Here is a 25738-nt window from a genome sequence, read left to right as displayed (position 1 = left end):
AACTTACTGCCTTTTGTTAATGACCTCGATGGTGCTGGCTACAACACCCTCCAGTGACTGATCGATATCAACCACTAAGACGTCTTTTTCATCTTCACCCGGCTCCTGAAGCGCTTCGAACTGCGTCACCAGCATCTGGGTTTTAAAGAAGTGGCCTTTACGCGCCTTCAGACGGCTTTCAATCACCTCAAAATCCCCTTTCAGGTAGATGAAAGAGAGGTTCGGGTTGCCGTCGCGCAGCAGGTCGCGGTAGGTTTTTTTCAGCGCGGAGCAGACGATCAGGGAAACTTTATTGGTGCGCTGCATCGCGAACGCGGCGTCATTCAGGGCCTGCAACCACGGTTTGCGGTCGTCATCGTTCAGCGGCTCGCCGGAGGCCATTTTCATAATGTTACTGCGCGGATGGAGGAAGTCACCATCAAGAAACGCAGCCTGAAGTTGATGCGCCACTTCGCTCGCCACGGCAGATTTACCGCTACCGGACACGCCCATCAGGACGTAAACGTGGTGATCGTGATTAGTCGTGCTCAAAGGGTGTCCCTCAGTCAATTGTTACGGGTAACAGTTATCGGTAACATTGTCCTGCTGGGGCAAAAGAGAAGCAATATCCAAACGTGCGCGAAGTGAATAAGTGTGAGCTACTTCAAATTTGTCAGTTCAAATAGATCCACCCGGTGACAAGGTGAAACCTAAATCTAACATTTTCGGGGTAACCGTCTCGCCACGAATGCGCGCCAGCAGGCGTTCTGCGCCAATGCGGCCCATACGTTCACGCGGGGTCAGGACGCTCGCCAGACGCGGCTCCATCACCTGGCCGATGTCGTGGCCGTGGAAACCGGCGATCGCCATATCATCAGGGATCTTCAGCCCCAGACGCTGACACTCAAACGCCGCGCCGACCGCCAGGTCATCGTTGGTACAGAAAATACCGTCCAGTTGCGGATACTCGCGTCGCGCCTGACGCATCAGCTCAATACCCGAGGTGTAAGATGAGGACTGCTCCACCATCACGCTGTACGGGGTTAAGTTTGCGTCGAGCATCGCCTGCTCGTATCCCTTCTGTTTGATGATAGTACGTTCATCAAGACGCGCACCCAGATAGGCAATATGACGATGCCCACGGGCGATGATGGCCGCCGTCATCTGGCGTGCCGCTTCGAAGTTATCGAACCCAACGGCGATGTCGAGGCACGGAGACTGGCTGTCCATCAGCTCTACCACCGGGATACCGGCCACTTCAATCATTTTGAGCGTGCGGGCAGTATGGGTACGTTCGGTTAAAATCAGGCCGTCAATGTTCCAGGAAAGCATCGATTCAAGACGTTCCTCTTCCAGTTCCGGCTTGTACCCGTAGTGGGCGAGCATGGTCTGATAGCCAAAAGCATCGGTGACGCTTTCGATACCGCGCAGAACTTCAGCGAAAACCTGGTTGGTTAAGGAAGGAAGCAGGACGCCCACCGCACGGCTGGTCGCATTGGAGAGAATATCGGGTGCGCGGTTGGGGATATAACCCAGTTCATCAAGGGCGGCGGCAATCTTGCCACGCAACGCCACGGAAACCTGTTCCGGGTTACGTAAAAAACGGCTGACCGTCATTTTGGTCACACCGACGCGATCGGCGACATCCTGAAGTACGGGGCGTTTCTTTTTCATCGTCCTGAGAAATCTTGAAGTGAGAGATTTGCTCAGTTTATCACGGACAAAGCTCAACCTTCCCCGTTTAAAGGGAAGGTTGAGAAATTATTTAGACCGGAGGCAGGTCAAACAGCAGGATTTCACTTTCGCTGTCGGCATGTACGGAGAGCGCCTGCTCATCCCAGACGGCCAGACCATCGGCGGTGGTGGCTTTGGTGCCGTTAATGGACACTTCACCTTTCACCACCTGGATCCAGACGCGGCGGTTGGCGGCAATCTGGTGCACGGACTGTTCGTCTTTTGCCAGCGCCCAGCGGTAAAGCTCCATATCCTGATGCACCTTCAGGGAACCTTCACGCGCGTCCGGGGACAGCACCAGCTGTTTGCCCTGTTTCGCGTCAAAGCGGCGCTGCTCGTAGCGCGGCGTGATGCCGGTCTCTTCTGGAATGATCCAGATTTGATACAGGTGCAGTTTTTCCGTTTTGCTCGGGTTGTACTCGGAGTGGCGCACCCCGGTACCCGCGCTCATAATCTGGAACTCGCCCGCCGGAACCTGCTCTTTGTTGCCCATGCTGTCCTGGTGCTCAACCGCCCCTTCCAGCACATAGGTCAGAATTTCCATGTCTTTGTGCGGGTGGGTACCGAAGCCCTGGCCTGCATCAATCACGTCGTCGTTAATCACGCGCAGTGCGGAGAAGCCCATGAAGTTCGGGTCGTAGTAGTCGGCAAACGAGAATGAATGCCATGAGTCCAGCCAGCCATGATTTGCGTGACCACGTTCGTTTGCTTTGCGTAAGTAGATCATTGTTTTCACCCTCAGTTCGTTTCGATGGAGTAAGTGTGGACGCAAACGGCCGGGGATCATAGAGGGTGAAAATTGACTCCTCTGTTCAAAAATTATGAACAAGCGCAGAGGAGCCGTTTTTGCTTATTTCGCGAGGGTTATCGTGGCAGGAGAAGCCTGCTCGAAGGCCCGCTCAAGGATTTCCAGGTTGGTCAGAACGTCAGATTCCTTGACGTAATTCGCCGTGCCGTTTGTGAGGGTCTCAAACAGCGCATCGTAGACGCGGCCATAGTCGCCGGTTTCCGGTTTCAGCGTTTCTTTGACCGTCACGCCCTCGTCGTTCACATACTCCAGCACGCCCACGGAATCGTCCGCCGCAAAGCCAGGCTCACCGGGCATGATATTGGCCTTCAGGCTGGTCTCCTGCTGGTCGATACCGTATTTGATAAACGAACCTTTGGTACCGTGAACGATAAATTTCGGGTAGTCGATTTTCACCAGATGGCTGGTTTTGACGATGGCTTTCAGGTCGCCGTAAAACAGCTGCGCTTCAAAGGTATCGTCCGGGTTGGCTTTATTGCGCAGGCTGCGGATGTCGTAAGCGACGTGATCCGGGCGGCCAAACAGGGAGATGATCTGGTCCATGGTGTGCACGCCCAGACCATAGAACGAGCCGTCCTGCGGCAGGCCGGGCTGGGTTTCCGCCACCGGACGGTAGTAATCGAAGTGGCTTTCAATTTCCACAATGTCGCCCAGCCTGCCGCTTTCGATCGCTTTTTTCGCCGTCAGGAAGCAGCTGTCAAAGCGGCGGTTCTGATACGGCGTCACGGTCAGCCCTTTGCTTTTCGCCAGCGCGAACAGTTCCTTCGCTTCGGCAATGGTCGGGGTGAACGGCTTTTCCACCAGCACGTTTTTGCCCGCTTCCAGCGCGCGTTTCGCATACTCAAAATGACTTTCGGCGTGGGTGCAGACGACCACCAGCTTTACCTGCGGGTCATTCAATACCTCGTTCAGATCGCTGGTGAAATGAATATGGGAATACTGCGGAGATTGCTCTTCCGGCTTCGCGCTGCGACGGTAGATATGGGCCACATGCCAGGTATCTTTACGGTGGAGGACATACGGAAGGTGGTAGCGGGTCGTACTTTTACCAAATCCAATAAATGCGCAATGTAGTGTCATAGCTCAGTCCTTTTGGAAGGTTACTGGGTTTTACCATAGCGCATGTTTTGCCCTCACCCCAGCCTTCTCCCACGGGGAGAGGGAGAAAAAGGGCAAAAAAAAGCCAGCGAGAAGCTGGCTAAAGTAATACTGGAAGCAATGTGAGCAATGTCGTGCTTTCAGGTTCCCGTAGGGGTCTTCCTGAATGCAAAGCAATAATAATCATTCTCATTCGCACTTGTCCAATACTTTTTGCAAAAAATAGCGGTTGACTCAAATTTTAAAGTCATTGATGTTGGAGGGGACTTTTAACTGACTGAGGAACAAGGAATGAGTGAGATAGTGATACGCCACGCGGAACCGAAAGATTATGACGCCATTCGTCAGATCCACGCCCAGCCGGAGGTGTACCACAACACGCTACAGGTTCCTCATCCCTCTGAGCAAATGTGGCAGGAGCGGCTATCCGACCAGCCCGGCATTAAGCAGCTCGTCGCCTGCATAGACGGTCACGTCGCCGGCCATCTGTGCATCGTCGTCTCGCAACGCCCGCGCCGCAGCCATGTGGCTGATTTTGGGATTTGTGTGGGCGCGCAGTGGCAAAACCGGGGCGTTGCCAGCGCGCTGATGCGCACCATGATTGATATGTGCGATAACTGGCTGCGCGTTGACCGCATTGAGCTGACGGTGTTTGTCGATAACGAACCGGCGATTGCGGTGTACAAAAAACACGGGTTCGAAATTGAAGGCACCGGCAAACGCTATGCCCTGCGCAACGGTGAATATGTGGATGCGTATTATATGGCGCGGATGAAGTAGTTTGTTGCCCTCACCCTAACCCTCTCCCACAGGGAGAGGGAATGAAACACGTAGGCCGGGTAAGGCGAAACCGCCACCCGGCAACATATCAATACCCCGCCGTCAAATCATCCACCGACCGCGGATCCGACGCCCCGAACAGCGCCCCATCCGGCCCGACCATAATGCTCTGAGTGCTGCCCATCGCCTCTTTCACCGCCACCTTCTGTCCGCGCTGCTCCAGCAGCTTGATGGTGTCCGGGCTAAAGCCCTTCTCCACGCGCAGTTCGTCCGGCAGCCACTGATGATGGAAACGCGGGGCGTTGGTCGCTTCGGCAACGTTCATCCCAAAGTCGATGCTGTTCACCACCATCTGCAGCACGGTAGTGATAATCCGGCTGCCGCCAGGACTGCCGGTTACCAGCCAGGTTTTCCCGTCTTTCACAACGATTGTGGGCGACATGGACGACAGCGGACGCTTCTTCGGCCCGACCGCATTCGCATCGCCGCCGACAAGCCCGTAGACGTTCGGCACGCCCGGCTTGGCGGAGAAGTCATCCATCTCGTTGTTCAGCAGAATGCCGCTGTTGCCCGCCACAATCCCGGTGCCGAAGGTGGTGTTGAGCGTGTACGTCACCGCCACCGCATTACCGTCTTTATCCACCACCGAGAAGTGCGTCGTCTGGTTGCTTTCGTACGGCGCCAGCTTGCCGGGGCGGATCTCGCTCGACGGTTTGGCCTTGTTGATGTCGATCTGTTCCGCAATGGATTTGGCATACGCCTTGTTGGTCAGCGCCTGCCACGGCACCTTCACGAAGTCCGGATCGCCGAGATATTCCGAGCGGTCAGCGTAGGCGCGTTTTTCCGCTTCCGCCATCACCTGCATGGCGTCCGCGCTGCCGAAGCCGAACTTGTGCATATCGAAGTTTTCAAGAATGTTGAGGATCTGCACGATGTGGATCCCGCCGGAAGACGGCGGCGGCATGGAGAAAACCTCGTAGCCGCGATAGGTGCCGCTAATCGGCTCGCGCTCCACCGCCCTGTATTCCGCCAGATCCGCTTTGGTGATGAGCCCGCCGTTCTTCTGCATCTCTTGTGCAATCTGATCGGCAATCGCCCCTTTATAGAACGCGTCCGGACCGTGCTCCGCAATCAGCTCCAGGCTTTTGGCGAGGTTCTTCTGCACCAGCTTGTCGCCCTTCTTCAGCGGCTCACCGTCTTTCCAGAAGATAGCCTTGCTGTTTTCATGATTGGGAATAACTTCGCTGCCGTAGGTCTTGAGATCGTCCGCCAGAGCGTCATTCACCACAAAGCCGTCGCGCGCCAGCTTGATGGCAGGCTGCACCACCTTGTTCAGCGGCATCGTACCGTATTTTTCCAGCGCCAGCGAAAAGCCCGCGACGGTGCCCGGCGTGCCGGAGGCAAGGTGCGAGGTCAGAGATTTCTTGCTGTCCGGGTTACCCTGGTCGTCGAGGAACATATCGCGGGACGCCTGAGAAGGCGCCATTTCGCGGAAGTCGATGGCGGTGGTTTTCCCGTCTTTGGTGCGCAGCATCATAAAGCCGCCGCCGCCCAGGTTCCCCGCCTGCGGGTGCGTCACCGCCAGCGCATAGCCGACGGCGACCGCTGCATCCACCGCGTTACCGCCCTGTTTGAGAATATCGACACCCACGCGGGTTGCCAGCGCATCCACCGATGCCACCATGCCATGGGTTGCCCGCTCGGGATGGAAAACATCTTCCTCCACGCCGTAAGAGACCGGAGGCGCCGCCGGCGGGTTGGCCGCCACGCTAAATGTACCGCCTGCCATCAGCGCGGCGATGGCGACCCAGCGCAAGAAGGTTGGTTTCATCATTATTGTTCTCCAGGTGAAGGGATCCATATTCCCCGCTTAAGCCTGGTTCACAACTCCTAAAAAATCATCGTCATGGTGAAATCAGGGTAAACTTAAGAGAGGCCTCAAGAGGAGGAAATGACAATGAAACGCTTGATGATTCTTACGGCGCTGATCCCGTTTGCCGCGCTCGCACAGCCGCTCAATACTATGAATAACCCGAACCAGCAGGGGTATGTTATCCCGAGCCAGCAGCGTATGCAGACCGAAATGATGAGCCAGCAACAGCAGCAGAAAGGGATGCTGAATCAGCAGCTGAGAACGCAGACCCAGATGCAGCAGCAGAGCCTGCAAAACCAGATGAACGCCAACACCCAGCGCGTGCAGCAGGGACAAGTGCGCGAGCAGCCGCTGCCGAATAAAAACGGCGGGATGTTAGGGGGGATGACGTCGTCAGGCAGCGGACAGCAGCATATGCTGCCGCCGCAGTCGAACGGCAGTATGCTTAATCCGCAGAACTAAAGTCCGGGCCGATCAGGTCGATTGCATCGGTACAAATGCTGTCCACGCCCCAGCGCAGCAGCTCGGCTGCACGCTGGGGTTTGTTAACGGTGTAGACCAGAATATGCAGACCCGCGTCTTTCAGCATCTTCACCCGCGCCTCATCCAGCAACTTATGATTAAGATGAATAGAGACACACGCTAAGCGCGTCGTCAGCTCGCGCCAGTCCTCGCGCCACTCGTCAAGCAGCAGCCCGCGCGGCAGCTCCGGCACGGCGGCCTGTGCCGCTTCCAGCGCGTCAATTTCAAACGAGGAGAGCAGCGGCGCAGTCATCCCTTCCCACAGCTCGCGCGCGGCAAGGGCAATCACTTTGCCCGTCAGCGGCCCGGTGCCGGTGGTCGGTTTGATTTCGATATTGGCCATCATACCGTGCTGGCGACAGCGATCCGCCACTTCCGCCAGCAGCGGCAGCAGTTCGCCTTTGAACTCGCCGCTGTACCAGCTTCCGGCATCTACCTTCAGCAGATCGCGCCACGGCAGTTCACCCGCCACGCCCCAGCCGTTGCTGGTGCGCTCGAGGTTATCGTCATGCAGCAGGAAAATCTCACCGTCTTTCGACAGCTTGGCGTCGAACTCGATCATCGTGTGACCGTAGCGCGCGCCAACGTCAATCGCCGCCAGGGTGTTTTCCGGCGCCAGCTTACCGCCGCCCCGGTGGGCGACGACGTGGGGATAAGGCCAGTTGCTCATACTCGTTGTCCTGTTTCACCGTCAAAAAGGTGCAGATGATTTTCCGGCAGGTGCAGCCACAGCGTGCTGCCTGCTTTAGGGCGCTCCTGATGCGCCAGACGCACCACCATTTTTTGATCCCCCCAGCGCCCGTGCGCCAGGTTATCTGCACCCAACATCTCCAGCGTGTCCATCACCAGCGGCACGCCGCCGTCCGCCTGAGAGGTTAAAGCAATATGCTCCGGGCGGATACCGAGCGTCATCTTACGCCCGGCGTAGCCACGATAGTACCAGTTGATCGGCAATGCCATCCCGCTTTCCAGCTCAAAATGCGTGCCCGCGCTGCTGATACGCCCTTCCAGCAGGTTCATCGCCGGGCTGCCGATAAAGCTCGCCACAAAGCGGGTGGCCGGTTTCTCGTACACTTCCACCGGGGTGCCAATCTGCTCGGCGATGCCTTTGTTCATCACCATTACGCGCTGCGCGAGCGTCATGGCTTCGACCTGATCGTGGGTCACATACAGGGAGGTGGTTTTCAGACGACGGTGCAGCTGCTGTAGCTCAAGACGCATCTGCACGCGCAGCTTGGCGTCAAGGTTGGAGAGCGGCTCGTCAAAGAGGAATACCGCCGGATCGCGCACGATGGCGCGCCCCATCGCCACGCGCTGGCGCTGGCCACCGGAGAGCTCGCGCGGGCGGCGCTTGAGCAGGCCATCGAGTTCCAGAATGCGCGCCGCCTCTTTCACGCGCTCGTCGATATGGCCTTTGCCCATGCCGCGGATTTTCAGCCCCCAGGCCATGTTCTCTTCAACGCTCATGTGCGGATAGAGGGCGTAGTTCTGGAACACCATCGCAATGCCTCTGTCTTTCGGCTCCATTTCGGTGACGCGCTGGCGGTCAATCCAGATATCCCCGGAGGTCACGCGCTCCAGCCCCGCCACCATGCGCAGCAGCGTGGATTTGCCACAGCCGGACGGGCCGACCATCACGATGAATTCCCCGTCCGCCACGTCGAGCGTTAACGGCTGAATAACCTGGGTTTTGCCGTCCCAGCTTTTGGTTACTGCCTGAAGTTTTAAACCTGCCATCTTATTTCTCGCTATCGACCAGGCCACGGACAAACGCACGCTGCATGGCTAAAACAATGACTACGGGTGGGATAAGGGTGAGCAGCATCGCCGCCATCACCTGGTTCCAAAGGGTGGTGCCTTCGCCGGTGGCGATCATGCCCTTAATGCCCGCCACGGCGGTGCCGAGGTTGACGTCCTGAATAATCAGCAGCGGCCACAGGTACTGGTTCCAGCCGTAGATAAAGGTGATCACAAACAGCGCCGCAAGGTTGGTTTTCGACAGCGGCAGCACGATGTCGCGGAAGAAACGCATCGGCGACGCGCCGTCGATACGCGCGGCTTCAATCAGCTCGTCCGGCAGGGTCATAAAGAACTGGCGGAACAGGAAGGTGGCGGTCGCCGAGGCCATCAGCGGCAGGGTTAAGCCCGCGTAGCTGTCGAGCATCTTGAGGTTGGCGATTACTTCCACGGTGGGGAAGATACGCACCTCCACCGGCAGCATCAGGGTGATGAAAATCATCCAGAAAAAGAGGTTCCGCAGCGGAAAGCGGAACCAGACAATGGCGAAGGCCGAGAGCATCGATACCGTGATTTTGCCGACCGTAATGCCAAACGCCATGATTAAGCTGTTGAGCATCATCAGCCAGAACGGCGCGCTGTTGGCGCCCACGCCCTGGGTCCAGATGGTCTTCATGTTCTCGAAAAGATGCGTGCCCGGGATCAGCGTCATCGGCGTGTCGAACACCGCTTTGGTGTCCAGCGTGGCGGCGACAAAGGCCACGTACAGCGGGAAGAGGATGACGATAATCCCTAAAATCAGCATGGTATGGCTGAAAATCGTCAGCCCGCGACGGTTCTCAATCATTGGTAGCGCACCTTACTTTCAACGTAGCGGAACTGCACCACCGTGAGGATGATGACGAGGAACATCAGCACGACGGACTGTGCGGCAGAGGCGGAGAGATCCAGCCCGGCAAAGCCTTCGCGGTAAATTTTGTAAATCAGCGTGGTGGTCGCCTGTACCGGACCGCCTGCGGTGGCCGCGTCGATCACCGGGAAGGTGTCGAAGAAGGCGTACACGAGGTTAACCACCAGCAGGAAGAAGCTCACCGGGGCGATCAGCGGCAGCGACAGCCTGAAGAAGCGGCGAATGGGCCCTGCGCCGTCAATTGCCGCCGCTTCCACCAGCGAGCGCGGGATGGACTGCAGCGCGGCAAAGAAGAACAGGAAGTTGTAGCTGATCTGCTTCCACACCGAGGCGAACACCACCAGGAACATCGCCTGGCCGCTGTTCTGGGCGTGGTTCCAGTCGTAGCCCAGTTCGGCCAGAAAATGGGTAATCAACCCGCGCCCTGGGTTAAACAGGAAGATCCACAGCACGGCGGCGACGGCGGGCGCTACGGCATAAGGCAGCAGCATCAGGGTCTGATACAGGCGGCTGCCGCGCACCACGTAATCCACCAGCGCGGCGAAAAACAGCGAGGCAACCAGGCCGCTGACGGTGACCAGCGCGCTGAACTTCATCGTCGTCCAGAAGGAGTCCAGGTAGTAGCTGTCATGGAACAGCGCGGTGAAGTTGTCCAGGCCAACAAACTGGCTGGAGAGCCCGAACGGATCGACGCTTTGTACCGAGTACCACAGCGCTTCGCCCGCAGGCCAGATAAAGAAAATAACGGTGATGACCAGCTGCGGCGCGACCAGCAGGTACGGCAGCCAGCGGGAACGGAACACCGGACGGGATGATGACATTGAGATTTGGTTCCTGAGCAATGCCGGGTGGCGGCTACGCCTTACCCGGCCTACATGGGGCACATCGTAGGCCCGGTAAGCGAAGCGCCACCGGGCGTTTCAGCGATTACGATTTAGTCGACTGCTCAAAGCGACGCAGCAGCTGATTCCCGCGCTCTACCGCCGAATCCAGCGCCTGCTGTGGAGTTTTCTTACCGGTCCACACGCTTTCCAGCTCTTCATCCACGATGGTGCGGATCTGCGGCATGTTGCCCAGACGCAGCCCTTTGGTGAACGGCAACGGCGGCTTGTTCAGCATCTGACGCGTCGCAATGTCCGCGCCCGGGTTCTTGCTATAGAAGCCCTGCTCGCGGGTCAGGTCGTACGCGGCTTTGGTGATTGGCAGGTAGCCGGTCTTCTGGTGCCACTCGGCGGCGTTTTCCGGCTTCGCCAGGAAGTCGAGGAACTCGGCTACGCCTTTGTAGGTGCCCTTGTCTTTGCCCTGCATCACCCACAGGCTCGCCCCGCCGATGATGGCGTTCTGCGGCGCGCCCTTAACGTCTGCGTCGTACGGCATCATGCCCACGCCGTAGTTGAATTTGGCGTAGTGACGAATATCCGCCAGCGAGCCGGACGAGGCGGTGGTAATGGCGCAGTCGCCGTTGTAGAACTTCTCGGTGGATTCGTCTTTACGCCCGAAGTAGCTGAAGTCGCCCTTCTTGTTCAGTGCTTCCAGCAGCGCAATGTGCTTCACCTGCTCCGGCTTGTTGAACTCCAGTACCGCGTCGGTGCCATCGAAGCCGTTGTTTTTGGTCGCAACCGGCAGGCCGTGCCAGGCGCTGAAGTTTTCAATCTGGATCCAGCCCTGCCAGCCGCTGGCGTAGCCGCACTTCATCCCCGCCGCTTTCAGCTTCGCAGTGTACTCCGCCAGGTCCTGCCAGGTTTTTGGCGGCTGCGCCGGGTCTAAACCGGCTTTTTTGAAGGCGTCTTTGTTGTAGTACAGCACCGGCGTGGAGCTGTTAAATGGCTGGGACAGCAGGTGCCCGGTTTTGGAATCCGTGTAGTAACCCGCTACGGTCGGAACGAACTGTGATTCGTCGAAGTTGATGCCCGCTTCTTTGAACACTTCATACACCGGCTTGATGGCTTTGGAGGCCATCATGGTGGCGGTACCCACTTCATAAACCTGTAACAGGGCCGGTGCGTTGCCGGTACGGAAGGCGGCGATGCCCGCGCTCAGGCTCTGCTCGTAGTTGCCTTTGTACACCGGCACAATTTTGTAATCCGGATGGGTGTCGTTGAAACGCTGCGCCAGGGAGTCAACTTCTTTACCCAACTCCCCTTCCATGGAATGCCAGAACGGAATGGTGGTGACAGCCATTGCGTTCGTCGCAAAAGCCAGACCCAGTGCCAGACCCAAAGCTGTGTGTCGTAACGATGTCATTGTCATCTCTCTTATTGTGCCGGATGCGCGATATCACGCGTTTTATGCTCGCGAGGTAACATGCCATGCTCGAATGACAGAAAAATAACTGTTTGTTTACAGATAAGTGACAGCCAGGCGTCAGGGTGATGATGGTTGTGTGAAGGGGGTTGGGGGTGTTGGATTGGGTGCGGTCTGGTGCCCTCACCCCGCCCCTCTCCCACAGTGAGAGGGAGAAAACACTAAAAAAGGCAACTTGCGTTGCCTTTTTGCTTTTACCTATCCGCCCAGGTAAGCGCTCCGCACCGCTTCGTTAGCCAGCAGCGCGTCGCCAGTATCCTCCAGCACCACGCGGCCGTTCTCCAGCACGTAGCCACGGTCAGCGAGCTTCAGCGCCTGGTTGGCGTTCTGCTCGACGAGGAAGATGGTCATCCCCTCTTTACGCAGCTGCTCAATGGTGTCGAAAATCTGCTGAATGATGATCGGTGCCAGACCGAGCGACGGTTCGTCCAGCAGCAGCAGGCGCGGCTGGCTCATCAGCGCGCGGCCAATCGCCAGCATCTGCTGCTCACCGCCGGACATGGTACCCGCACGCTGAATGCGGCGCTCCCACAGGCGCGGGAAAAGCTCGTATACCCACTTGATGCGGGTCTGGTATTCATCGCGGTGAGCGAAGAAGCCGCCCATCGCCAGGTTCTCTTCCACCGTCATGCGTGAGAATACGCGACGCCCTTCCGGAACAATCGCCACCGCCTCGCGCATGATTCTGGCGGTCTGCCAGTCGGTAATGTCTTTACCATCGAACACTATCTGCCCGCTGGTTGCGCGCGGGTCGCCGCACAGGGTGCCGAGCAGCGTGGTTTTGCCCGCGCCGTTGGCGCCTATCAGAGTGACGATTTCACCCTGATTGATGTGCAGGCTGACGTCGTGCAGCGCCTGGATCTTGCCGTAGTGCGCGTTGACCTTGTCGAACGTTAACATCGCTTTTTCCATCTTATGCCTCACCAAGGTATGCGCGGATCACGTCCGGGTTGTTGCGGATCTCTTCCGGCGTGCCGTTCGCCAGCGGCGTGCCCTGGTTTACCACGTAGATACGGTCCGAAATGCCCATCACCAGCTTCATGTCATGCTCAATCAGCAGGATGGTGGTGTCGTGACTATCGCGCAGCTCGGCAATCAGCTCGTCCAGCTCTTTGGTCTCTTTCGGGTTGAGCCCTGCCGCCGGTTCGTCGAGCATCAGGATTTCAGGCTGGGTGACCATGCAGCGCACAATCTCCAGGCGACGCTGATCGCCATAGGCCAGATTGCTCGCCTGACGGTTGGCGTGCTGCAGCAGGCCAATCCGGTCGAGCCAGGTGGCGGCGCGATCGAGCGCTTCATCCTGCGCGCGGCGAAAGGCCGGGGTTTTCAGCAGGCCGGAGAACAGCCCGGTTTTCAGCTGCTGATGCTGCGCCACCAGCAGGTTCTCAATCACCGTCATCTCGCGGAACAGACGCACGTGCTGGAAGGTACGCACCACGCCCATGCGGGCAATTTGCTGGCCCGGCAGCCCTTCAAGGTGCTGATCGCGCAGCATGATGGTGCCGCCCGTCGGCTTGTAGAAGCCGGTCAGGCAGTTGAAGACCGTGGTTTTCCCCGCCCCGTTCGGGCCAATCAGGGAGACAATCTCTTTCTTGTGCAGGTCAAGATTCACGTTGTTGACTGCCAGCAGGCCGCCAAAACGCATCATCAGACCGTTAACGGATAATAATGGCTGACTCATGCCTGCTCTCCTTTCGCTTGCCCGTTCTTCAGCTTCAGCTGTGGACGGGTCATCGGCAGTAAGCCCTGCGGACGCCAGATCATCATCAGCACCATCAAACCACCCAGCATCAGCATGCTGTATTCGTTAAAGTCGCGCATCAGCTCGCGCGAGACCACCAGCAGGATGGCCGCGAGGATAACGGCAAATTGCGAGCCCATCCCGCCAAGCACCACAATCGCCAGCACAAAGGCAGATTCGGCAAAGGTGAACGATTCCGGGCTGACGAAGCCCTGACGCGCGGCAAACAGCGTTCCGGCGAAACCGGCAAACGCGGCGCTGATGGTGAACGCGGTCAGCTTGATGCGGGTCGGGTTCAGGCCCAGAGAGCGGCAGGCGATCTCATCTTCACGCAGCGCTTCCCACGCGCGGCCCAGCGGCATGCGCAGCAGACGGTTGATCACGAACAGGGTAATCACCACCAGCAGCAGCGCCACCAGGTAAAGCCAGATCACGCGGTCGGACGGGTCATACTTGATGCCAAAAAAGTTGCTGAAGGTGTCCCAGCCGCCTTCGCGGGCGGTACGGCTAAATTCCAGGCCGAAGAAGGTCGGTTTCGGGATCTGGCTGATGCCGTTCGGGCCGCCGGTCACTTCGGTGTTATTCAGCAGCAGGATACGGACGATTTCGCCGAAGCCTAAGGTTACAATCGCCAGGTAGTCACCGCGCAGGCGCAGCACCGGGAAGCCGAGCAGGAAGCCCGCGGCGGCAGAGACCAACCCCGCCAGCGGCAGGCAGGTCCAGAAGCCGAGGCCGTAGTAGTGGTTCAGCAGCGCGAAGGTGTAGGCGCCGATGGCGTAAAAGCCGCCATAGCCCAGCACCAGCAGGCCAGAGAGCCCCACCACCACGTTCAGACCGAGACCGAGAATTACGTAGATCATGGTCAGGGTGGCGATATCCACGGTGCCACGCGACACCACAAACGGCCACGCCACGGCGGCCACCAGCAGCGCCACGAGGAACAGCTTCTGCTTAACGGTAGAGCCGTCGATTGCCGGCAGCACGAATTTCGGTCCGGAGACATTTTTCAGCGTCTTCTGGAACAGCGGGCGCAGCAGCTGGAACAGGAATACCACGGCAGTGCCGATAAATACCCACTGCCAGCGAATATCAGCCGCGGTATCGACAACGAGTTTGGTGCCATTCAGCTCAAGCTGGACGCCCATAAAGACGCTGGCCAGCACGAAGAACATAGCGGCAGAGAGCAGCGCCATTGCAAAATGCATCGGTTTCATACTTTCTCTACCTCCGGACGGCCCAGAATACCGGTAGGCATCACCAGCAGAACCAGAATCAGCAGGGCAAACGACACCACGTCTTTATATTCCGTGCTCAGGTACGCCGAGGAGAGCGCTTCCGCCACGCCCAGGATCAGGCCACCGATCATCGCGCCCGGAATACTGCCGATACCGCCCAGTACCGCCGCGGTGAAGGCTTTCATCCCGGCCATAAAGCCGATGTACGGGTTAATCACGCCGTAGAACTGGCCGAGCAGGACACCCGCCACCGCCGCCATCGCCGCGCCAATCACGAAGGTCAGGGCAATCACGCGGTCAGTGTTGATGCCGAGCAGGCTCGCCATCTTCAGGTCTTCCGCGCAGGCGCGGCAGGCGCGTCCCATGCGTGAGTAGCGAATGAACAGGGTCAGGGCGAGCATGGCGATAAAGGTCACGACCCAGATAACCAGCTGCATGGTGGTGATAGAGGCCGAGAAGTTTTCGCTGGCCCCTACAATCCACTGGCCGTTAAACAGGCTTGGCAGCGCCACGTCACGCGAGCCTTCGGTCAGGCTGACGTAGTTTTGCAGGAAAATGGACATCCCGATCGCGGAGATCAGCGCAATCAGACGCTTGGAGCTGCGCACCGGCCGGTAGGCCACGCGCTCAATGCTCCAGCCGTAGGCGCTGGCAATCACAATCGCGCCGACAAACCCGGCGGCGACCAGCAGCCAGCTGCTGTCGATGCCCATCATCATCAGCGCGGCAATGATCATAAAGGAGACGTAGCTACCGATCATGTACACCTCGCCGTGGGCGAAGTTGATCATACCGATAATGCCGTAAACCATCGTGTAGCCGATGGCGATCAGCGCGTAGGTGCTTCCCAGCGTGACGCCGTTAAACATCTGCTGCAGGAAATAAAGAAACTGCTCGGACATATGCAAACCTTTTTATACCCGCCCGGTGAGCCGGGCGGTGGGATAATTATTTGGCGGCCGAGGACGAACCGTCGGCGTGCCACTTAAAGACACCAAACTCAAATCCCTTCAGATCGCCTTTCTCATCCCAGTTCAGCGGCCCAATCACGGTGTTAGCCCCGTGCGCTTTTAAATCTTTCACCAGATCCAGCGGTTCTTTGCTGCCGGTACGATCCAGGGCCGTCGCCAGAGACTGCACGGCCGCGTAGGTGATCCAGACGTATGGACCGCTCGGATCCTTCTTCTGCGCCTTGAGCGCATCCACGATAGCCTTGTTGGCCGGATCCTGGTCATAGCGTTTTGGCATCGTCACCAGCATGCCTTCGGCAGAATCCCCCGCGATGTTTGACAGGGAGGCGTTGCCCACGCCCTCTGGCCCCATAAATTGGGTTTTCAGACCGGTGGCGCGCGCCTGGCGCAGCATTTGACCCATTTCCGGGTAGTAGCCGCCGTAGTAAACGAAGTCGATATTCTCTTTTTGCAGACGGGCTATCAGCGCGGAGAAGTCTTTCTCACCGGCGGTAATGCCGTCGAAGAAGACGATGTTCGCGCCGCCTTTTTTCAGGCCGTCCTGAACGGAGCGCGCCAGGCCTTCGCCGTACTGCTGTTTGTCATGAATGATAGCAATACGCTTTGGCTTAACGGTGTCGAGAATGTATTTCGCCGCGGTGGGCCCCTGCGAGGAGTCCAGACCGGCGGTACGCATGATGTGCTGGTATCCGCGCTGGGTCAGCTCAGGGTTAGTTGCTCCAGGAGTGATCATCAGGATGCCTTCGTCTTCGTAGATATCAGACGCCGGCTGGGTGGAGGATGAACACAGGTGGCCGATCACGTACTGGATACCGTCGTTGACGATTTTGTTGGCGACCGCGACAGCCTGTTTCGGATCGCACGCGTCGTCATATTCCACGCCCACCAGCTTGTCGCCCTTGATGCCGCCCTTAGCGTTGATGTCTTTAATGGCCTGGCGCGCGCCGTTGAACTCCATGTCACCCCACTGGGCAACAGGGCCGGACATCGCACCCACTACCGCAACTTTAATGTCCTCCGCCATAGCGGCATGCGAGATCGACAGTGCGACCATCCCCGCGATTAACGTCTTCGCGTTCCTTTTCATCTCTGAATCCCCATTCGTGATGTCGTGTTTATATTTTGTTTTATTATGGTTAAAAAGCATTCTGTACTTTTAATGAACAACGCTATTTTTACCAGTGCCTTTAATGGTTTAGCGCAGGTTTTTGTCAAAAACCAGACTAAAATCTCTATTTTTCAGGCGATTAAGCAAAGATAATATTCTGAAATCAGGCAGAGATAAACAAATAAAAGTGCAGTTTGCAGCATAAAATAACGGTACAAAGCGCCGAATAAAACACTGCCTTTCAGGTTAAAATTCTGCTTATTTTTCGATCCATGTGTTTTCACACTGCCCATTGCATTGCTAAAAAACTAATCACCTGGTTAATGAGAATAAAAAGAGGAAGCCGCTGAGTGAATAAATTGAGTACACTGCCCCTACTCAATTTGATTTGGACAAGTAGCTAATGAAACTGACTATCGTGCGTCTGGTGACCTTTAGCGACCAGGATCATATCGACCTGGGCAAGATCTGGCCGGAATATTCCCCTTCGTCACTGCATGTCGACGAGAACCATCGCATTTATGCCGCGCGCTTTAACGAGCGCCTGCTGGCTGCGGTTCGCGTGACCCTGAGCGGCACGGAGGGGGCGCTGGACTCGCTGCGCGTGCGCGACGTGACCCGTCGTCGCGGTGTGGGACAGTATTTAATTGAAGAAGTGATCCGCGAAAACCCGAACGTGAACTCATGGTGGATGGCCGACGTGGGCGTGGAAGACCGCGGCGTGATGGCGGCGTTTATGCAGGCGTTAGGGTTTACGGCGCAGGAGAGCGGGTGGGAGAAGCGCCAGAGTTGATTTGTGCGGCCTGATCTGTGCGGCCTGATGCCCTCACCCCGGCCCTCTCCCACGGGGAGAGGGAGAAAACATTAAAAAAGGCAACTTACGTTGCCTTTTTGCTTTTATTTGGCGTCTGTCGCCGTGCCGTTCGCATGCCAGTCAAACACGCCGAACTCGAAGCCCTTCAGATCGCCCTTCGCATCCCAGGACAGCGGCCCCATGACGGTTTCGACCGTGTTCGCTTTCAGCCAGGTAGCAATCTCAGCCGGATCGGCTGACTGGTTCAGACCCGCCTGCAGGGACTGCAGCGCAGCGTAGGTAGTCCAGACGAACGCGCCGCTTGGATCCTGTTTCTTCGCCTTGATGGCATCCACGATAGGTTTGTTCGCTGGCACCTGGTCGTAGTTCTTCGGCTTGGTTACCAGCAGGCCTTCGGCTGATTCACCCGCGATGTTAGACAAAGACACGTTCGCCACGCCTTCCGGCCCCATGAACTGGGTTTTCAGACCCGCCGCACGCGCCTGACGCAGGATCTGGCCCATTTCAGGGTGGTAGCCGCCGTAGTAAACGAAATCAATATTCTCTTTCTTCAGACGCGCCACCAACGTGGAGAAGTCTTTCTCACCGGCGGTGATCCCGTCAAAGAAGACCACGTTGGCATTGCCTTTTTTCAGCCCGTCCTGCACCGCACGGGCCAGACCTTCACCATACTGTTGTTTGTCGTGAACAATCGCGATACGCTGCGGCTTCACTTTTTCCAGAATGTACTTAGCCGCCGTTGGGCCCTGATCGGAGTCCAGACCCGTGGTGCGCAGGGTCAGCTTATAGCCTCGCGCGGTCAGCTCTGGTGCAGTTGCAGCCGGAGTGATCATCAGAATACCTTCGTCTTCGTAGATGTCAGACGCTGGCTGAGTAGAGGAGGAGCAGAGGTGACCGATAACGTATTTGATCCCGTCGTTCACCACTTTGTTCGCCACCGCGACCGCTTGCTTCGGGTCACAGGCATCGTCGTATTTTACGATCTGCAGTTTTTCGCCCTTGATGCCGCCCTTAGCATTAATGTCTGCAACCGCCTGTTCAGCGCCCGTAAACTCCTGGTCGCCGTACTGTGCTACCGGACCGGACATTGCGCCCACAACAGCCACTTTTATATCTGCCTGTGCCATGGTGCTGAATGCCAACGCGATACATCCTGCCAGTAACGCTTTACCCTTCATGTTCATCCTGAGATTCCCCATTATTATGGTTATTACGATTGTTGTGATGTTGTTGTGCAGCGCTTTATTTCAGTTATTGGTGTGCTGTTCGCGCTTTTTCAGCATACTCTGCTAAAACATACCCCATTTTTATGTTTTTGGAATAGCTAATTTGAAATGAATATATGATAAGCCCGACAGGATTTACCGCCGGGCTTGTGGCTTTAACGTGTCAGCGACGCGGAGATAATATCCAGCGCTTTACGGAACTGCACTTCTGGGATGGTAAGCGGATAGAGGAAGCGGATAACGTTGCCATACACGCCGCAGCTCAGCAGAAGCAGCCCTTCGTTCAACGCGCGTTCCTGCACCTGGCGGGTGAATTCCGGCGAAGGCTGCCCGGATTGCGGATCGTTAAACTCTACCGCCACCATCGAGCCCTGTGCACGAATGTCAGCGATATATGGGCAGTGTTCCTTGGCTTTATTGAGCACTTCCACCAGGTGATGACCGAGATGCGCCGAGCGCGTGCAGAGATCTTCCTCATCAATCACGTCCAGCACCGCGTGCGCTGCGGCAATCGCCAGCGGATTACCCGCGTAGGTGCCGCCCAGCCCGCTCGGCGCAGGCGCGTCCATCACGTCGGCACGGCCCGATACCGCTGAAAGCGGCATCCCGCCCGCCAGGCTTTTTGCCATGGTGATCAGGTCCGGCTTCACGCAGTGGTGTTCCATCGAGAAAAGCTTGCCGGTGCGAGCGAAGCCGCTTTGTACCTCGTCAGCAATCAGCAAAATGCCGTGGGTATCGCACAGGGCGCGAAGGGCCTGCATAAAATCAGCGGGCGCGATGTTGAAACCGCCCTCCCCCTGAACCGGTTCGAGAATAATGGCCGCGACCTGGTCAGGAGCGATATCCGCTTTGAAGATGCGTTCCAGGCTTTTCAACGCTTCCGCCGTGCTGACGCCGTGCAGCTCGTTCGGATACTGCGCGTGATACACCGAGCCGGGGAACGGGCCGAAGCCGAGCTTGTACGGCGCGACTTTACCGGTCAGCGCCATGGTCATAAAAGTGCGGCCGTGGAACGCGCCGCCGAAGGTGATAAGGCCAGGGCGCCTGGTGTACGCGCGGGCAATTTTGACCGCGTTTTCGACTGCCTCAGCCCCCGTCGAGAAGAACGCGGTTTTGGCCGGACCGTCAATCGGCACGCGCTGGTTGATGCGCTCGGCAAGCGCCACGTAGCCTTCGTACGGCACAATCTGGTAGGCCGTGTGGGTAAACGCGTGGAGTTGTTTTTCTATAGCGGAGATGACTTTGGGATGGCGATGGCCGGTATTCAGCACCGCGATCCCGGCGGCGAAGTCGATGTACTCATTGCCTTCCACGTCCCACACCGTGGCGTTTTCGGCTTTGTCGGCATAGAAGTTACACATGACGCCGATGCCGCGCGGCGTCGCCTGTAAACGCCGGTCGTTCAGTTCGTTATTTTTCACCCTGTCCCCCTGAGAAGTCGCCTGCTTAGCGCATCAGTAAGTGTTTGCCAGGGGGAGGGAATTCGCCAGAGCGGGCGCTAAAAAAACAAAACCCCCAGACTCTCATCCAGGGGTTCTCGGTGTTATTCGCGGTAATTACGCTTCGATAGCGGCGCGAAGTTTTTTCATGGCGTTCTTTTCAAGCTGACGAACACGTTCCGCAGAAACGCCGTAGCGGTCGGCCAGCTCCTGCAGCGTGGACTTGTTGTCTTCGTCCAGCCAGCGGGCGCGGATAATGTCCTGGCTACGTTCGTCGAGGCCTTCCATCGCATGGGTCAGCTTGTTCGCGGCCTGATCTTCCCAGTTATCCTCTTCGATGCCGTCGGCAAAGTTAGAGGTTTTATCCTGCAGATACAGAACCGGTGCCATCGGCTGGCTGTCAGATGCGTCGTCGTCGGAGGACATATCGAAAGTCATGTCCTGAGCGGCCATACGGGATTCCATCTCACGCACGTCTTTGCTGGATACGCCCAGCTCACGCGCCACCATTTCCACTTCATCCTGATTGAACCAGCCCAGACGCTGCTTGGTTTTACGCAGGTTGAAGAACAGCTTACGTTGCGCTTTTGTCGTGGCGACCTTCACGATACGCCAGTTGCGCAGCACGTATTCATGAATTTCTGCTTTGATCCAGTGCACGGCGAAGGAGACCAGTCGCACGCCCACTTCCGGGTTAAAGCGACGTACAGCCTTCATCAGGCCGATGTTACCTTCCTGAATCAAGTCCGCCTGCGGCAGGCCATAGCCCGCATAGTTACGAGCAATGTGAACAACAAAGCGCAGGTGAGACAGGATCAGCTTCTTCGCTGCTTCCAGATCGCCCTGGTAATGCAGCTTTTCAGCAAGCTCCTTTTCTTCCTCGGCCGTTAACATCGGCCAGGTGTTCGCAGCCCGGATATAGGATTCCAGGTTACCAACAGGGGCTAAAGCTAAAGTTTGCATTTCTTTGGTCATTCATTCCTCTCAATGTTTCTTCTGGTCCAGGCTGTCCCCGTCAGGCAACAACCATGCCAAAGCGTTTGAGCAACGAGATTAGCATTCACTCTTTTATCAGACAGTGATTTTATCCACAAGTTCCAGGTGCAACGGTGAATAAATTACGCACAAAATGTGACATGGAGATGATAACAGGGGAAGAGACAACAGGGACGCTTTCCCTGCAGAGCGAACATCTCGGTGCAGGGAAAGATTATATCACGCTTTTATTAGTCGGGAGTAAAGTGGCGTAAATGTTGAACCGTTGCCAGCCATGCGGCAATCCAGCCGATCATGGAGCACACCAGCAGCAACAGCAGGCACTCATCGAAGCCTAAGCCACTGATATCAAACTTAGTTCCGAAAACCTGCGCCACTTCAGTAACGGCAGATGAAAGCCGCATCACCAAAATTTCTGACAATATCAGTGAAAGAAATGCGCCGGAGAAACCGAGCAGTGCGCCGCCGTAAAGGAACGGACGCAGGATGAAACCGTCCGTTGCGCCAATCAGTTTCTGCACGTTGATGGTATCGCGGCGCGCAAAGATGCTCAGGCGCACGCTGTTACCGATGACGAGGAACACCGCCGCCACCATCAGCACGCCGATCATCGCCGACACGCGTCCCACCAGCCCGGTCAGTGCCGCAAGACGGGCAAACCAGCTGTCGTCCATGCGTACTTCATCAATCCCGTTGATGCGGGTGATGCGGTCGCGCAGGGTATTCAGCGAATCGGTGCCCTGGAAATCAAGCTTCGGGATCACCACCGCCACCGCAGGCAGCGGGTTCTCTTCGAGCATATCCAGCGCGCCGCCAAAGCCTGACCAGTTACGGAACTCGCCCAGCGCTTCTTCACGGGAAAGATAATTGACCTTTTCCACGCCCTGCTCGGCCTGGATTTGCCCGACCACCTGCGCCGCCGCGTTATCGTCGAGCGCTTTATCCAGATAAACGGTGATCTGCGGTGACGGATAATACTGCGACGCCGCCTGGTTGACGTTCTTATAGACCATGTAGCAGACGCTTGGCAGCGTCAGGGAGATGGCAATCACCATCACCGTCAGGAACGTCGCCAGCGGTTTGCTTTTCAGGTCCTGCAGCGCGCCGTGGAAGGCGTAACGCACCTGCTCGTTAAACACGTTGGTCTTGCGGGAGGCCGGCTTCGGCGCCGCTTTCTGGCGCTTAGGCGCATTACGATTGCCGTCACCGCCGCCCTGCGGCTTACGGAAACGGTCAAACCGGTTCCCGAACTGCCGAATCTGGTTCATTGCATCACGCTTGTTCACCGTGGCCTCCGTGCAAATGCCCGTCGCTCAGGGTCAGCATGCGGTACGAACGACGAGAAATGAGTCCCATATCGTGCGTCGCCATCAGTACCGTTACCCCTACGCGGTTGAATTCCTCAAACAGACGCAAAATCCCTTCGGACAGGGCATCGTCCAGGTTACCGGTCGGTTCATCCGCCAGCAGTACCGCAGGCTTGTTCACCACCGCGCGGGCGATGCCGACGCGCTGCTGTTCACCGCCGGAGAGCTGGATCGGGAAGTTCTTCGCTTTGTCCAGCAGCCCGACCTTATCCAGCGCCGCAGAGACGCGACGACGGATATCGTCATAGCTGGCGCCGGCAATAATCAGCGGGATCGCCACGTTATCGAAAACGGTGCGATCCATCAGCAGGTGGTGATCCTGGAAAATCATGCCGATCTGACGACGCAGAAACGGCACTTCGCGGTTTTTCAGACGGCTAATTTCGTGGCCGCTGAACCAGATTTTCCCGGCGCTTGGCCGTTCTATCCCACAGATAAGCTTGAGCAGGGTACTTTTCCCCGCGCCGGAATGGCCGGTCAGGAATGCCATCTCGCCCGGCTGCAGGTGGAACGTCACCCCCTGCAGCGCTTGTCTCCCACCGAGATAGGCCTTGCTGACGTGTTCAAAGCGAATCATTGTTAGTCCTCTCGGGCAAATAATGCCTCAATAAAGTCGTCCGCCTTAAACGGACGCAAATCCTCAATACGCTCGCCCACACCGATGTAGCGGATAGGAATGCCGAACTGGTCGGCCACGGAGAAGATCACTCCGCCTTTCGCGGTGCCGTCCAGCTTGGTCAGCGCGATCCCCGTCAGTCCTACCGCTTCATGGAACAGCTTCGCCTGGCTAATGGCGTTCTGCCCGGTGCTGGCGTCGATAGTCAGCATAATTTCATGCGGTGCATCTTCGTCCAGCTTCTTCATGACGCGGACGATTTTCTTCAACTCTTCCATCAGGTGCGATTTGTTCTGCAAACGCCCTGCGGTGTCGGCAATCAGCACGTCCACGTTGCGCGACTTCGCCGCCTGGATGGCGTCGAAAATCACGGACGCGGAATCCGCGCCGGTGTGCTGGGCAATCACCGGAATGTTGTTGCGCTGGCCCCACACCTGGAGCTGCTCAACCGCTGCCGCACGGAAGGTATCGCCCGCCGCCAGCATCACCGATTTGCCCTGCTGCTCAAACTGACGCGCCAGCTTGCCGATGGTGGTGGTTTTACCCACGCCGTTGACGCCAACCATCAGAATAACAAATGGCGTTTTGCCTTCAATATTAAGCGGTTCGTCAACTTTTGCGAGAATTTCACCCATCTCGTCTTTCAGCAGGCCGTACAGCGCCTCGGCGTCGCGCAGCTGTTTGCGGCTCGCCCCTTCGGTCAGGTTGGTGATGATCTTACGGGTAGTTTCCACGCCCACGTCCGCAATCAGCAGTTGCTCTTCCAGCTCTTCAAACAGATCGTCGTCGATCTTCTTGCCGCGGAACAGACTGATAAATCCGGAACCTAAGTTTTCTTTGGTTTTGAGCAGGCTTCGCTTCAGGCGCGCGAAGAAACCTTCTTTGGTCGGTTTTTCCTGCTCCTGCACGATCTCTTCTTCGGCCTGCTCTTCCACCGGCACAACGATGACCGACTCTTCCGCGGCTTCCGCCGCCAGCGCCTGGGCTTCCAGCTCTTCGTCGGTCAGCTCTGGCTCAAGTGCCGCCTCTTCTTCCACCGCCTCAACGATTTCAACGGTTTCCGCTTCGGCCTGCCACTCTTCGGCGTTGACCTCTTCCGGTAGCGGCAGTTCTTCATGTTCTGTTGCGGCCTGAGGCGCATCGGCAACGGTCTCGATGACGACCGGCTCTGGCTTCTCGCTCTCCTGAACCTGTTCAGTAACCTCAACCACCTCTTCAGCAAAGGATTCAATCTCTTCTTTGCTGTGGGCAGGCTCTTCCGCTTCGACAATCGCAGCGGTTTCTACTGGCGTTTCAGGCTGTGACTGCTCTTCTGCAACCTGTTGTTCTTCGGTTTTCTGTTCTGTTTCTTGCTCTTTTTCACCGAAACCCAACCAGGAAAAGAAGCCACGTTTTTTTTGTTTTGCCATCTGCGACTACACTCCTCGCGGCGCTATATACAGGGAAGCTAAAAAAATGATGAAATAGTCTAACACTTTACTTAATTGACATCACCGCCCGCAATCGCAGGGCAATGGTTAACAGAGCTTTCCAGAGATGAAGAAACCCACCCGCGCCCCGGCCGGTCAAATTCGCATTATCGGCGGCCAGTGGCGAGGCCGGAAATTACCGGTGCCGGACAGCCCCGGTTTACGCCCCACCACCGACCGCGTTCGCGAGACGCTGTTTAACTGGCTTGCCCCGTCAATGGTAGACGCCCATTGCCTGGACTGCTTCGCCGGAAGCGGTGCCTTAGGGCTGGAGGCGCTGTCGCGCTATGCTGCCAGCGCCACGCTGCTGGAGATGGAGCGCGGCGTCGCGCAGACCCTGCAGCAAAATCTGGCGACGCTGAAGGCGACGAATGCGAAAGTGGTAAATACCAATACACTAAGCTTCCTCGCGCAACAGGGCACGCCGCATAATGTCGTGTTTGTTGACCCGCCGTTCCGCAAGGGGCTACTGGAAGAGACGTTATCCCTGCTGGAGCACAATGGCTGGCTGGCGGATGACGCGCTAATTTATGTAGAAAGCGAAGTGGAAAACGGCCTGCCACCCGTTCCCGTTCACTGGGATCTGCACCGCGAAAAGGTCGCAGGCCAGGTGGCTTATCGTCTTTATCACCGTCAGGCACAAGGAGGATCCGATGCCGGTACTGATTAACCTGGGACGCTTGCTGATGCTGGGCGTCTGGGCATTTTTGATTTTGAATCTGGTGCACCCGTTCCCGCGCCCGTTGAATATCTTCGTTAACGTGGCGCTGATTTTCACCTCGTTCATGCACGCCCTGCAGATGGTGATGCTGAAAAACGGTCTGCCAAAAGATGGCCCGCCGATGACCGGCTGGCAGCAGCTGCGGGTGTTTATTTTTGGCGTGTTTGAACTGCTGGTGTGGATGAAGAAATTTAAGGCGCAGGTGAAGAAGTAAGGTGCGGCCTGATGCCCTCACCCTAACCCTCTCCCAGAGGGAGAGGGGACGATTACACCCTCTCCCTCTGGGAGAG

General features: G+C 57.2%; 26 protein-coding genes. 5 read left to right on the top strand and 21 right to left on the bottom strand.

The genetic code is table 11. The features are described from left to right. Positions 1–3: 3 nt before the first annotated feature. From gntK to V1603_RS04495, 4 genes are all read right to left on the bottom strand, one after another. On the bottom strand, positions 4–531 hold the full coding sequence (gntK, locus tag V1603_RS04510) for a gluconokinase (RefSeq protein ID WP_008503362.1): 528 nt from the start codon (positions 529–531) through the stop codon (positions 4–6). Between the two features lie 126 nt (positions 532–657). After that, on the bottom strand, positions 658–1653 hold the full coding sequence (gene gntR, locus V1603_RS04505; protein ID WP_021242747.1) for a gluconate operon transcriptional repressor GntR: 996 nt from the start codon (positions 1651–1653) through the stop codon (positions 658–660). Positions 1654–1744: 91 nt separating this feature from the next. Beyond that, complete coding sequence (locus V1603_RS04500; protein WP_003861565.1) at positions 1745–2440, bottom strand: pirin family protein; 696 nt, start codon at positions 2438–2440, stop codon at positions 1745–1747. Between the two features lie 123 nt (positions 2441–2563). Continuing rightward, entirely contained in the window at positions 2564–3601 is a 1038-nt protein-coding gene (locus tag V1603_RS04495) for an oxidoreductase (RefSeq protein ID WP_395313547.1), read from the bottom strand. Between the two features lie 309 nt (positions 3602–3910). Between V1603_RS04495 and yhhY the strand changes: the two genes are divergently transcribed. Next, positions 3911–4399, top strand: a complete 489-nt coding sequence (gene yhhY, locus V1603_RS04490; RefSeq protein WP_395313546.1) for an N-acetyltransferase — start codon at positions 3911–3913, stop codon at positions 4397–4399. A gap of 88 nt (positions 4400–4487) precedes the next feature. Here the strand turns inward: yhhY and ggt are convergent, their stop codons facing one another. Then, on the bottom strand, positions 4488–6233 hold the full coding sequence (gene ggt, locus V1603_RS04485; protein WP_395313545.1) for a gamma-glutamyltransferase: 1746 nt from the start codon (positions 6231–6233) through the stop codon (positions 4488–4490). 123 nt (positions 6234–6356) lie between these two features. Between ggt and V1603_RS04480 the strand changes: the two genes are divergently transcribed. Then, entirely contained in the window at positions 6357–6734 is a 378-nt protein-coding gene (locus tag V1603_RS04480; RefSeq protein WP_023326493.1) for a DUF2756 family protein, read from the top strand. Here V1603_RS04480 and ugpQ read toward each other — a convergent pair. The 10 genes from ugpQ to livK form a co-directional block, all read right to left on the bottom strand. After that, positions 6718–7464, bottom strand: a complete 747-nt coding sequence (gene ugpQ / locus V1603_RS04475; protein ID WP_395313544.1) for a glycerophosphodiester phosphodiesterase — start codon at positions 7462–7464, stop codon at positions 6718–6720. The two genes, V1603_RS04480 and ugpQ, sit on opposite strands and share 17 nt — an antisense overlap. Continuing rightward, positions 7461–8531 (bottom strand): sn-glycerol-3-phosphate import ATP-binding protein UgpC, encoded by a 1071-nt coding sequence (locus V1603_RS04470; RefSeq protein WP_116343993.1) that lies wholly within the window; start codon positions 8529–8531, stop codon positions 7461–7463. The genes ugpQ and V1603_RS04470 overlap by 4 nt, the downstream gene beginning before the upstream one ends. A gap of 1 nt (position 8532) precedes the next feature. Beyond that, on the bottom strand, positions 8533–9378 hold the full coding sequence (ugpE, locus tag V1603_RS04465) for a sn-glycerol-3-phosphate ABC transporter permease UgpE (RefSeq protein ID WP_395313543.1): 846 nt from the start codon (positions 9376–9378) through the stop codon (positions 8533–8535). Continuing rightward, positions 9375–10262, bottom strand: a complete 888-nt coding sequence (gene ugpA, locus V1603_RS04460) for a sn-glycerol-3-phosphate ABC transporter permease UgpA (RefSeq protein ID WP_014833586.1) — start codon at positions 10260–10262, stop codon at positions 9375–9377. The genes ugpE and ugpA overlap by 4 nt, the downstream gene beginning before the upstream one ends. A gap of 106 nt (positions 10263–10368) precedes the next feature. Next, positions 10369–11685, bottom strand: coding sequence for a sn-glycerol-3-phosphate ABC transporter substrate-binding protein UgpB (gene ugpB, locus V1603_RS04455; protein WP_395313542.1), 1317 nt, complete (start codon positions 11683–11685; stop codon positions 10369–10371). A gap of 258 nt (positions 11686–11943) precedes the next feature. Beyond that, complete coding sequence (gene livF / locus V1603_RS04450; protein WP_032650575.1) at positions 11944–12657, bottom strand: high-affinity branched-chain amino acid ABC transporter ATP-binding protein LivF; 714 nt, start codon at positions 12655–12657, stop codon at positions 11944–11946. A 1-nt stretch (position 12658) separates the two neighbouring features. Then, entirely contained in the window at positions 12659–13426 is a 768-nt protein-coding gene (livG, locus tag V1603_RS04445) for a high-affinity branched-chain amino acid ABC transporter ATP-binding protein LivG (RefSeq protein ID WP_023310024.1), read from the bottom strand. Further along, positions 13423–14700 (bottom strand): branched chain amino acid ABC transporter permease LivM, encoded by a 1278-nt coding sequence (gene livM / locus V1603_RS04440; protein ID WP_395313541.1) that lies wholly within the window; start codon positions 14698–14700, stop codon positions 13423–13425. The genes livG and livM overlap by 4 nt, the downstream gene beginning before the upstream one ends. Further along, positions 14697–15623 (bottom strand): high-affinity branched-chain amino acid ABC transporter permease LivH, encoded by a 927-nt coding sequence (livH, locus tag V1603_RS04435; RefSeq protein WP_013099131.1) that lies wholly within the window; start codon positions 15621–15623, stop codon positions 14697–14699. The genes livM and livH overlap by 4 nt, the downstream gene beginning before the upstream one ends. Before the next feature lie 46 nt (positions 15624–15669). Beyond that, on the bottom strand, positions 15670–16779 hold the full coding sequence (livK, locus tag V1603_RS04430; RefSeq protein ID WP_116343990.1) for a high-affinity branched-chain amino acid ABC transporter substrate-binding protein LivK: 1110 nt from the start codon (positions 16777–16779) through the stop codon (positions 15670–15672). Positions 16780–17203: 424 nt separating this feature from the next. Between livK and panM the strand changes: the two genes are divergently transcribed. Further along, entirely contained in the window at positions 17204–17593 is a 390-nt protein-coding gene (panM, locus tag V1603_RS04425) for an aspartate 1-decarboxylase autocleavage activator PanM (protein WP_059355744.1), read from the top strand. 104 nt (positions 17594–17697) lie between these two features. On the opposite strand, the gene livJ is transcribed toward panM, so the two are convergent. The 6 genes from livJ to ftsY all read right to left on the bottom strand — a co-directional run bounded on the left by livJ (position 17698) and on the right by ftsY (position 24667). Beyond that, positions 17698–18798, bottom strand: coding sequence for a branched chain amino acid ABC transporter substrate-binding protein LivJ (livJ, locus tag V1603_RS04420; protein ID WP_072201786.1), 1101 nt, complete (start codon positions 18796–18798; stop codon positions 17698–17700). Positions 18799–18995: 197 nt separating this feature from the next. Continuing rightward, the gene (locus tag V1603_RS04415; RefSeq protein ID WP_395313540.1) at positions 18996–20261 is read right to left on the bottom strand and encodes a 4-aminobutyrate--2-oxoglutarate transaminase; all 1266 of its coding nucleotides are present in this window, start codon (positions 20259–20261) and stop codon (positions 18996–18998) included. A gap of 135 nt (positions 20262–20396) precedes the next feature. Beyond that, positions 20397–21254: an RNA polymerase sigma factor RpoH gene (rpoH, locus tag V1603_RS04410; RefSeq protein ID WP_028015143.1), complete on the bottom strand. Its 858-nt coding sequence runs from the start codon at positions 21252–21254 to the stop codon at positions 20397–20399. 251 nt (positions 21255–21505) lie between these two features. Continuing rightward, entirely contained in the window at positions 21506–22561 is a 1056-nt protein-coding gene (gene ftsX, locus V1603_RS04405; RefSeq protein ID WP_028015142.1) for a permease-like cell division protein FtsX, read from the bottom strand. Next, a complete protein-coding gene (gene ftsE / locus V1603_RS04400) occupies positions 22548–23219 on the bottom strand; it encodes a cell division ATP-binding protein FtsE (protein WP_003861525.1) in 672 nt (223 codons plus the stop codon). Before ftsE ends, ftsX begins: the two co-directional genes overlap by 14 nt. Before the next feature lie 2 nt (positions 23220–23221). Beyond that, positions 23222–24667 carry a signal recognition particle-docking protein FtsY gene (gene ftsY / locus V1603_RS04395; protein ID WP_395313539.1) on the bottom strand — a complete coding sequence of 482 codons (1446 nt, stop codon included), beginning with the start codon at positions 24665–24667 and terminating at the stop codon, positions 23222–23224. 127 nt (positions 24668–24794) lie between these two features. On the opposite strand from ftsY, the gene rsmD reads away from it, so the two are divergent. Both rsmD and V1603_RS04385 read left to right on the top strand, forming a co-directional pair. Continuing rightward, entirely contained in the window at positions 24795–25397 is a 603-nt protein-coding gene (gene rsmD, locus V1603_RS04390) for a 16S rRNA (guanine(966)-N(2))-methyltransferase (RefSeq protein WP_028015140.1), read from the top strand. Then, positions 25381–25662, top strand: a complete 282-nt coding sequence (locus V1603_RS04385; protein WP_014882110.1) for a DUF1145 family protein — start codon at positions 25381–25383, stop codon at positions 25660–25662. The genes rsmD and V1603_RS04385 overlap by 17 nt, the downstream gene beginning before the upstream one ends. Positions 25663–25738 lie beyond the last annotated feature (76 nt).

It is taken from the genome of Enterobacter sp. ECC-219, assembly GCF_043966805.1.
Classification (GTDB): Bacteria; Pseudomonadota; Gammaproteobacteria; order Enterobacterales; family Enterobacteriaceae; genus Enterobacter; species Enterobacter cloacae_N.
The sequence above is the reverse complement of the archived record's forward strand: the minus strand, read 5'-3'. Positions and strand labels throughout refer to the sequence as shown.